The following is a 9407-nucleotide window of genomic DNA, read 5'->3' as shown; positions in this document are numbered from 1 at the left end:
CTTCCAGACGCCGGCGATACTGCCGCTGTTCGTCGTCGAAGCCTTCAAGAGCATGCTCCAAACGCGAGATGGCGCCGAGCGGCGTAACCGTGATCGCCAGATCGATCTCGTAGTCTGCGCCGGTTCGCTGGAGGAGGGTCTCGTAACGATAGCCGTCGCCCTTGCCGAACCGCTCACCCTCATAGACCAGATCGAAGCCGCCGATCGTCGCCAGATGCACCTCACCTTCTTGCCGCAACTGCAGGAGCGTAAGGATCTCCTTCATCAGTGCGCGCCCGGCATCCTTGCGCTCGGCAAATTCCTGACCGAGCAACATCATCTTGAAGGAATCGCCGCCTGTCGGCTTAAGCCGCACCATGTCTTGGCCGACCTCACCGACGCGCCGGGTTGAGACCTCGATCTCACGCTCGGCATCGCGAATCTGCCGACGGACCGCATACTGATCGTCTTCATGGGCAGCCCGCAGCCGCTCGAGGCGGGCAATATCGGCCTCCAAGCCAGCCTTCTGCATAAGCCGCTCGTCGCCAGAGGCGATCGCCTTCGCCATGGCGAACTGATTGGCAGCACCTTCACCGACATCCTCCAGTCGCCGGATCGAGGTATCCCCAGAGAGGGCGGCAGCAATGAACCGGGCCTTGCGCTCGTTGTTCTGCCACATCGAAGCGTCAAGTGAACCTTGCGTGGCATAGGCGAAGATGTCGACCTCGTCATGCTGATTGCCCTGGCGCACGATCCGCCCCTCCCGCTGCTCGATCTGCGACGGCAGCCACGGGACGTCGAGATGGTGCAGCGCCTTGAGCCGAAGCTGCGCGTTCACGCCAGTGCCCATAGTCTCCGACGAGCCGATCAGGAAGCGGACCTTTCCGGCGCGGACATCGCCGAAGAGACGCTGCTTGGCCTCGGTTTTCTTGTAGTCCTGCATGAAGGCGATTTGCGACGCCGGCACACCAAGCCGGATCAGCTCGTCGCGGATGAAGCGATAGGCGGAGAAGCCTCGTGATTTCTCGACATTGATCGTGCCGAGGTCGGAAAAAATCATCTGGGCAGCGCCCGCCAGCTCAAAGTCCTTTCCGTCAGGACGCCGATAGATGGCGCCACCGGTCTCCTTCCAAATTCGGTAGGCATTGCGAACCAGCAGATTGAGCTTGTTGTCCTCTTCGTTATCGGCCGCAGGCATGACGAAACGAAGATCGATGGCCGCATGGCGCCCATCGGTGATGACCGAGAGCAGGATGTCGTCGCCCGGCTTGGCCGGTCCCTCCCTCTGTTCGATCGCCTTGATGCGCGAGTCGAGCACCTGCTGATAGGTCTTGAACAGAGCCGTCGGCTTGGCCGTCAAGATCTGGCGGCGGCCGGTCGAGACGTTGGGCACCCTCACATATTGACGAAGATCCTCCGGCATCACGACATCGGCAAACGAGCGGAACATGGCGATCAGTTCCGGGACATTGACGAAGGAAGCGAACCGCGACACTGGCTTGTATTTCCCTGAGGGCTGGATTTCGAGTTCGGTGGTGGTATCGCCGAAGCAGGACGCCCAGGCATCGAATTCGTGCAGCCCGCGCTCGGCAAGTGCGGTATGGCCGAGCAGGCGCTGGATCGAGAACATCTCGCCGAGCGTATTGGTGATCGGGGTTCCCGACGCGAGCACCAGCGCCCGGCCGGGGTTCTTCGTCTCGATATAGCGGGATTTGACATAGAGATCCCAGGCGCGCTGCGATCCATTCGGATCGATGCCCTTCAGCGTCGACATGTTGGTGGCGAAGGAAAGCTTGCGGAACTCCTGCGCCTCGTCGACGACGATCTGGTCCACGCCGATCTCCGAGATGGTGAGAAGATCGTCCTTGCGCGTCGCGAGCCCTTCGAGCCGCTCCTGCAATCCCTCCTTCAGACGCTCGAGGCGCTTGCGCGAGACGCGGTCCTCGCTGTCGACCTTGGTCAGCAGGTCCTCGTAGAGCTGCAACTCATCCTGGATCATCTCCTGTTCAAAGGCCGCCGGCACGGCGATGAAGCGAAACGCAGAATGCGTGATGATGATCGCATCCCAGGTCGTGGTGGCAGCGCGCGACAGGAAGCGAGCCCGCTTGTCCTTGGTGAAGTTGGTTTCGTCGGCGACGAGGATCCTCGCGTTCGGGTAAAGCGCCAGGAATTCGCGTGCGGCCTGGGCCAGGCAATGGCCGGGCACGACAAGCATCGCTTTGGCGATCAGGCCGAGCCTCCGCTGTTCCATGATGGCCGCCGCCATGGTCATCGTCTTGCCGGCGCCCACGGCGTGCGCCAGATAGGTCGAGCCATCGGCGATGATCCGCCAGATGCCGCGTTTCTGGTGCCCATACAAAATAAAGGCGCCAGAGGCGCCGGGAAGTTTGAGATGGGAGCCGTCGAATTTGCGCGGCGCAATATTGTTGAAGCGGTCATTATAATCCCGCGCCAGCCGGTCGGTGCGATCCGGATCGGTCCACACCCAATCCTGGAAAGCCTGCTTGATCCGCTGCAGCTTGTCGCGGGCAGCTTCGGTATCGACGACATTCAATACACGCCGCTCGCCATCGACATCCTTGAAGATGTCGAAGATTTGCGGAACACGGCTGTTGAGCGCATCGGCGAGGAGCTCGCCGGCATGCCGGCGGCTGGTGCCCCATTCCGATGTGCCCGCTGCGGAGTAACCAAGCTGGCGCGCTTCCACAGTCCAGGAGCCGAGTTCCGGCATGTGATGAATCCGGATATCCGCCTCCATCCTCTCTTTCACAAAGGCAACGACATCGGCCGCCGGGATCCATGGGGCGCCGAGACGGGCGGTAATGTCGGACGGACGAAGATCGGCCGGCTGGACATCCTCAAGCGCGCGCACGTTCCGCTCGTAGATCGGATCAAGCTCCGCCGCCGCCTGCGCGGCAATGAGCTTGGTGCGAACCGAGCCGGAAAGGTAGGCGTCCGAGGTCTGCCATCTGCCGCTGACCGGATCCTGAAACACCTCATCGCCGAGGGCGTCGATAACAGTCGCCACGTCAAGATGCAGCAGCTCGGCGATATGATCGAGATCGACATGACCACGCTCGTTGAGGACGACCGCCAGCGCGTCGGCCGCATTGGTGATGACGGGCGACATCGGCGGAGCGATCACACGGCTGCTGAATATCGGACCGGGCTTTGCCGTGTCGGTCTCGATGTCATAGTCCTCGATCGACGCAACCAGCCAGCAATCCGGATCATCGCGGAACGGCGACAGGTTCGGCTGGCGATGGGTTTCCTTGATCTCACCGGTCCCCGGATCCTCCTGGACCGACACGGTTGTGTGGTTGATCGGGCCGAAGTCGCGGACGAAGGCCGACCAGGCAATGCGCAGACGCACTTGTAGATCGCGCCACGGCCGGTCGGTCTCTTGCGCCTTCAACACCTCGCGCACCGCGTCGCGGATTGGGATGAGCTTCGAGATGATCCGGATATGCTTTTCCGGGATGCCATCGCCGGAGCGGCCCTTGCGCACGACGACGGGCACGGCCGAACCGTCGAGCATCTGCATCAGGCCCTTGGCGCGGTCGACGAAGAAACTGCCTTCGCGAACCGGGCTATCGTTCCGCCGGAGATCGACGATCTCGGCAAGTTCGTCCTCCAGATCGATATCGACGGGAGTCGGCTCGCCGTCATAGAGGTCAGTCGGCAGGAGATTGATTGCTGAGGTGAGGGCCGCGTCGAGATCGTCTCCGGCGCGGGGCCGGCATGTATAGGTCTCGCCGAACGGTCCAGAGGTCGTCGCATGGGTGCCGAGGACGAAATCGGGGTGCCGGGCAAACCACCAGTTGACGCGGATCGGACCTTCGTCATCCGTGGCCGGTATGACCTCATCGACATCGAGCCATAAGTGATCGCCTTCCGGTTCACCGGGCTTACGCTTGCGGAAGAACAGGATGTCGACGACGACATCCGTGCCGGCGTCCCGGCGAAAGCTGCCTTCGGGCAGCCGGATGGCGGCGATCAGGTCAGCCGACTTGGCGATATGCTCCCGCGCCGTCGTATCGGCCTTGTCCATCGTACCATGAGAGGTCACGAAAGCGGCGAGCGCGCCGGGCTTCAGAAGGTCGATCGACCGGGCGATGAAGTAGTCGTGCAATCGCAGGCCGAGTGACCGATAGTTTCGGTCTGAGCGGACGGTGCGATCGGAGAAGGGCGGATTGCCGATGGCGAGATCGTAGACCGATGAAAGGTCCGTGCGGGAAAAGTCGCGCTCGATAATCAGTGCTTTCGGCTGCAGCAGCTTGACAATCCGCGCGGTGACCGGATCGAGCTCGATCCCGGTCACATAAGCGGTGTCGCGATACGTCTTCGGCATAAGCGCGGGGAAGAGGCCTGTACCGATGCCTGGCTCCAGCACCCGGCCGCCGCGCCAGCCAAGCCTCTCGATACCCGCCCAGATCGCCCGGATGATGAATTCCGGGGTGAAGTGGGCATATTGGGTGCAGCGGGCAAGCGACGCATAATCGGCCTCGGAGACGGCGGTCTCGAGCGAGGAGCCGATCTCATCCCAGCCCTGCCGGAAATCGTTTTCACCCGGCCGTCGGAATACGCCGTTGGCCAGCTCGCCGGCGCCGAAGCCGGTGAAACGGATCAGCTCCGCCTGCTCCTCTGGCGTCGCCGGCTGGTCCTGCCTGGAGATATCATTGGCGACGAGGATCGCCGCAACGTTGGCGCGGGCACGATCCTTCCAGGAGGAAGGTAAGCCGCGGTCACCCTCGAGATAGAAGTTTTCCCGAAGCCTCTCGGCTCGGGAGGGTGCGGCCGCCTTCGGAAGTACGGTTGCCGGCGTTGGCGCCGGCGGCGTGGGATCCGGATCGTCGTCATTGGCAGGTACAATGACCGCCTCGGGCGCGAAGCTCCCAAAGGCCGTGACGCCCAGGCCAAAGCCGGACGAAAGTGCGGTATTGCCGAACATGTCGAGCGTGAAGGGATCGTTGCTCATGATAAAAATCTCCTTTTGGAAGCGCGCGTCATCGTTCCGCCGTGACGATTGGCGGCGAAGGGACACTGGTTGAGGTTGGGAATCCCGCTGAGGCGGGAGCGTTACGACCACTCGATGATGAAGAGTTCCATCGAGTCTTCGTCAAAGGTGATACCGAGATGCCTGGCATTGGGGGCGGCGGCGATCATTGCTTCCAGCTGCACGGCGTCGATGAACTCGACACCGTCATCTCCGCCAAAGGTCTTCCGCTTCACCTCGAACCAGTCGCCGTTCGTGCGGGGATCGCATTCGAGTGCATAAGCAACGAACGGCTTTTCTCCATCCGGCAAATTGCCGTTCGAGCAAAGGTAGACACCGTGATCGCCCACGAGCCATACACCCGGCAGCTCGTCGCGACCGGGGTGGAGGCCGTAATGGGGATTGCGATAGCCGCCGTTCGCTTCGGCGTCGGCGCGGCCACGGGCGATCACCGCCCGCACGGATTCAATCGGAAAGGAAAGCATGGAAATTTCCTCCTCACGCTGCGACTGCAGTATCAGGGAGATGGCGCAGTTGGACGGGCAACTTGATGGCGATCTCGTCGTCGGTCAGGTCGTCGAGCAGCTTCAACCTGGCCGATCCAGCCCCGGTGTAGAGAGCGATGACGCGCTCGCCCGGCAGAAATTGCGGCGTGGTTTCATCCGAGTAGCCCCGATAGGCGTCCGCCGTGGCACTCCAGATATGCTCAAGACGTTCATCCCGCGTCATCGCTCGCACCGGCCGCGTCTCCCGCTCGATGATCGCCAGCCGCATGTCTTCCACCGAACGACCGTCGGAGAGATCACAATATCCATGGAAGTGGCGGATGATCCCGTCGATCCGCAACGTGAAGAAAACCGATGTGACGGATTGCGTCAGGAATTCGCGCATTGCGAACATCGAGCCCCGGATCCACAATGGCGGGAGGATCTCGAACATATAATCATGCTCACGCTCGGTGATTTCGAACCATTCACCAGCATAAAGCGCGCTCGCGTCATCGTCGAAACGTTGAGGACGCTGTGCATGCCGATCGAACAGCCGGAACATCTGATGGCGCTCAGCGATGCTCTGGTAGACTTTACGGATTGCGGAAGGGGTGCTCATTGACGGCTCCTCTGGCCCTGTCCGAACCGAAGCGCGGTGGTGCCTGCTGGCTCACCATCCTCTTCAGTCCTTCATGACCCCTCCCCTCACGCCGCCTCTCCGTCCGGGCGGGTCAAGGGCCGCTCTTGAGCGGGCGAAGCTTCACCCTTGACGCGGCCGGCGGGTATGCGGCAGGCCCTGGCTTGTTTCCATTCTTCTCTCCCTCCTTTCTTTTTCCCGCGCTTTCAGCGCTTCATTCCAGTCCTCCGCCAGCGGCTTCAGGCGCAACCAGTCGCAGCCGACCTCATCGGCAATGGCACGGAGGCGGCCGGCAAAGGTCTCGCCCTGGCTATTGGCGTCGGTGGCAGCGACCAGAACAGTACCGGGACGCGCGGCCAGTGTGCGGACGGCGGCGTCCGTGGTTGGCGACCACCCACCGCCGGTGCTGAGATAGAGGCTGCCCTCGCGAAGCCCCTCGAATGCCGCAAGGCTCATGGCGTCGATCGCCGCTTCAGTGACGCAAAGACGCTTGGCGTCGGTAGAGCCAAAGCGAAAGAGAATTTTAGAACCGCCTGCCGAAAAGCCGCGCCAATCGGGACCGCGCTCCTCCCAGCCAGTAACAACACCATCGTCATTGACATGCGCGGCCCACATGCTGCCATAAGGGCCTTCCCGAAGGACATCACTTTGGATGGCCTCCCGGATGATCGTTGCCGGTAGGCAGCGCTCGCTGCGCAGATAGCGCCAGGTCATTGATCCCTGCCACGGCCTACGTCGTGTTGCCCAGCGTTCAGAGATGGAACTGCTGTGAGCGGTCTTTCCGGCCGGTCGAGACCAGGCAGGATCCCTGGCGACGATGCCGACAAGAGCGGCCACCCGGTCGAGTGCCTCGACGAAGCTCACGCCGTCCAGATGCTCCGCGAGACCGAAGACGTCGCCTTTCGCATCCGACAGTGGATCGAACCATCCCCGCCCCCCATGGATAACGATGACGATTTCCGCACCGCGTCTGTACTTCAACGCTTTGCGGGTGCTTTCCTTGACGTCGATGGCAAAACCGGCCTGTTCCAGCACTGCTGCGCACGGGACGCGGTCCCGAAGTTCCTCCAGTTTCTGTTTTTCCATTATTTTTCTCGGCGCTTGGCGCCGCCCTTCTCTCCAGATTCATGTCTCCCGCAGTTTGCGGGACCGTTTGCGGCGGTCCGCGAAGAGCAAAGGAGGCAAGGGCGCGGCTGGCAATCTGCAGATTTGCACCCGCTCCAGATGACATACCAGCAGCGGCGAAGCGTCCCTTGCCGCCTGCCGCTCGCAAGCGGCACCCAGGAGGTGAAGGGTCTCAATGAGACCCACCCGGAACGTACTCATGCACGATCTCCAGATCGTCTTCGTCATCGAGTTCGTCGCTCGGCAGAACGCCGAACTCGTCGCCGGACCTGAACAGCGTGACTGGAACCATCAGGGTGCGGGAAAGCTGGAAGGCGTGGTTCTGCGCAAGCGAAAGATCGGTGTTCATCTGAGGCTCCATCTTTGGAGCGGGCCATTCCCGCTCGATGGCAACCGTCAGTGTCCGGAACCGGTCGCGATCACCGTGGAGGCGCAGCCGGAGCGGCCGCAGCTTGCTAGCGGACCCCGTCAGCGGGTTGATCGACGGAGATCCGGGGCTGGACCAGGAAGCCATCCATCAAGAGCGGGTTTGGCAAGCCTCCATAGGTCACCTCCGAGAAACAATGATAATGCTGATGCGGATCTTATCGTCGTCCCTATCCCTCGGCTGTTTGTTCAGCCTTCAATCAGGTCCGAGGACGAACTCGCCTGCTGGGACCGTGTCCGACGTGATTTGACGATAGCTCGACCACTCGTGTGACTATGATCGAGGACGCATGGACCCATCGTGATGCCCGGGCGACCTATGGAAAGTTCTCGCGCACACCTTGATGATTGACATCGCATGATGACAATCCCAGGATCGACAGGAAGAAGCTGCCACTAAAGCAGCAGGGGCGCCTCGGATGCAGCCTTCTTCTTCGCCCATAGCTCCGTTGTCCGCTCCATCGTCACCAACTCGGACGGAAATGTCCGCTTCTGGAATGCGAGCGCATCATCGAAGCTGCCATGGAGCCACTGGTCGTACTCATCTGGATGTAACAAGACGGGCATCCGGTTGTGCACGGGCTGGATCGCCTCATTGGCGTCCGTCATGACACCGGAATAGACCGGACCCCATTCGTCGCTAATGCGCCACAGCCCTGCCCAGGCAAAAATCGGCTGGTCCTTCAGGGAAAACCAGGTCCGTGTCATCCTACCCTTTTCACCCTCAGCTTCGGCAAAACCCGTTACGGGGATCAGACAACGCCATTGCGGTTTACGTGCCAGGCCGATCCACATGCCTTTCGAAAGGTCCGCGATGTTATTGACAGGCTTTGGCTTCGCTTCCGGTTTCATACCTTTCAGGCGTAGCGGAAAACCCCAGACCATCGAGCGGAGCTCGCGAACACCTTCGTTTTCCGTCACCACCATCCCGGGCGTGCCAGGATAGACTTCCTCGGGAGCGTTCGATTGCATAGGGTTCGGCACGCGAAAATGCGCAGCCACTTCCGCGGCGGAAAGACGGACGGTGTACAAATTGCACATATGACAGGCCTTTCAACAGGAAACTCCAACACGAAACCTAGGTTACATAAGCATGTTGTCCCGACGCGGTGAAGCCTTGGAGGGCGAAACGCCGCTTTGCCAGCGATCGCGCGTATGCAGGATTTCGAAGTCATCGGATGACGGTGGATCACGAAACTGGAAGGCGATGACGTCTTCAATCGAACCATGAAGCCAACGATCGTATTCGTCTGGCTCGAGCAGAACCGGCATGCGGTCGTTGAACGGCCTGATCTTCTCATTGGCGGTCATGGTCATGCCTGCGAACACAGGGCCGAAGTCCGGGGTATTCTTGCAGAACCCCGCCCACGCCATCAATGGTTGGCGGTTTTTCGAAAACCACGATCGGGTTTTTGCCCCTTTGACACCGTCGGGATTTGCGAAGTGCGTCAGAGGGATCAGGCAACGATATCTGGGATGCACGACGATGCGGTCCCAGAGCGGGTTGGTGAGATCGGCGACCAGACCTATTCTGCTCGGGGGCTCGCCCTCACGTCGCATGTCCCGGGTCTGCCGCGGAAAGCCCCACGGGATTGACTTCAACAGCCTCAACCCATCTTTCTCAAGAACGATCAGTCCGGGGGTGCCTTCGATAGTTTCGCTCGGCACCTCGATCGCCGGCGCCATGTCGACCGCGAATTGCGCGACAATCTCGTCCAGGCTTTTGGTGACTGCAAACAGGCGTGACACACCGGTC

General features: G+C 61.2%; 7 protein-coding genes. All 7 read right to left on the bottom strand.

Annotated elements, in window-relative coordinates; translation table 11 throughout:
* Positions 1-4957, bottom strand: a 4957-nt coding sequence (locus GH784_RS22365; protein ID WP_153793811.1) for a DEAD/DEAH box helicase family protein, incomplete at its 3' end; no start/stop codon positions are given.
* A 101-nt stretch (positions 4958-5058) separates the two neighbouring features.
* A complete protein-coding gene (locus GH784_RS22360; RefSeq protein WP_153793810.1) occupies positions 5059-5460 on the bottom strand; it encodes a DUF3085 domain-containing protein in 402 nt (133 codons plus the stop codon).
* Positions 5461-5473: 13 nt separating this feature from the next.
* Positions 5474-6082: a DUF1419 domain-containing protein gene (locus GH784_RS22355; RefSeq protein ID WP_153793809.1), complete on the bottom strand. Its 609-nt coding sequence runs from the start codon at positions 6080-6082 to the stop codon at positions 5474-5476.
* A 141-nt stretch (positions 6083-6223) separates the two neighbouring features.
* The gene (locus tag GH784_RS22350; RefSeq protein ID WP_153793808.1) at positions 6224-7186 is read right to left on the bottom strand and encodes a DUF3991 and toprim domain-containing protein; all 963 of its coding nucleotides are present in this window, start codon (positions 7184-7186) and stop codon (positions 6224-6226) included.
* A 211-nt stretch (positions 7187-7397) separates the two neighbouring features.
* On the bottom strand, positions 7398-7574 hold the full coding sequence (locus GH784_RS27220; RefSeq protein ID WP_165422072.1) for a hypothetical protein: 177 nt from the start codon (positions 7572-7574) through the stop codon (positions 7398-7400).
* A 473-nt stretch (positions 7575-8047) separates the two neighbouring features.
* Complete coding sequence (locus GH784_RS22345; protein WP_153793807.1) at positions 8048-8692, bottom strand: SOS response-associated peptidase; 645 nt, start codon at positions 8690-8692, stop codon at positions 8048-8050.
* Between the two features lie 42 nt (positions 8693-8734).
* Positions 8735-9400: an SOS response-associated peptidase family protein gene (locus GH784_RS22340; RefSeq protein WP_323131490.1), complete on the bottom strand. Its 666-nt coding sequence runs from the start codon at positions 9398-9400 to the stop codon at positions 8735-8737.
* Positions 9401-9407: the final 7 nt, after the last annotated feature.

This window comes from Agrobacterium tumefaciens, assembly GCF_009649785.1.
In the GTDB taxonomy this organism is placed as follows: Bacteria; Pseudomonadota; Alphaproteobacteria; order Rhizobiales; family Rhizobiaceae; genus Agrobacterium; species Agrobacterium tumefaciens.
This window is presented reverse-complemented; position numbering and strand designations above follow the sequence as displayed.

Coding starts and splice junctions, on each gene's coding strand:
- GH784_RS22360 (WP_153793810.1), bottom strand. CDS start 5,460: ATGCTTTCCTTTCCGATTGAATCCGTGCGGGCGGTGATCGCCCGTGGC.
- GH784_RS22355 (WP_153793809.1), bottom strand. CDS start 6,082: ATGAGCACCCCTTCCGCAATCCGTAAAGTCTACCAGAGCATCGCTGAG.
- GH784_RS22350 (WP_153793808.1), bottom strand. CDS start 7,186: ATGGAAAAACAGAAACTGGAGGAACTTCGGGACCGCGTCCCGTGCGCA.
- GH784_RS27220 (WP_165422072.1), bottom strand. CDS start 7,574: ATGAACACCGATCTTTCGCTTGCGCAGAACCACGCCTTCCAGCTTTCC.
- GH784_RS22345 (WP_153793807.1), bottom strand. CDS start 8,692: ATGTGCAATTTGTACACCGTCCGTCTTTCCGCCGCGGAAGTGGCTGCG.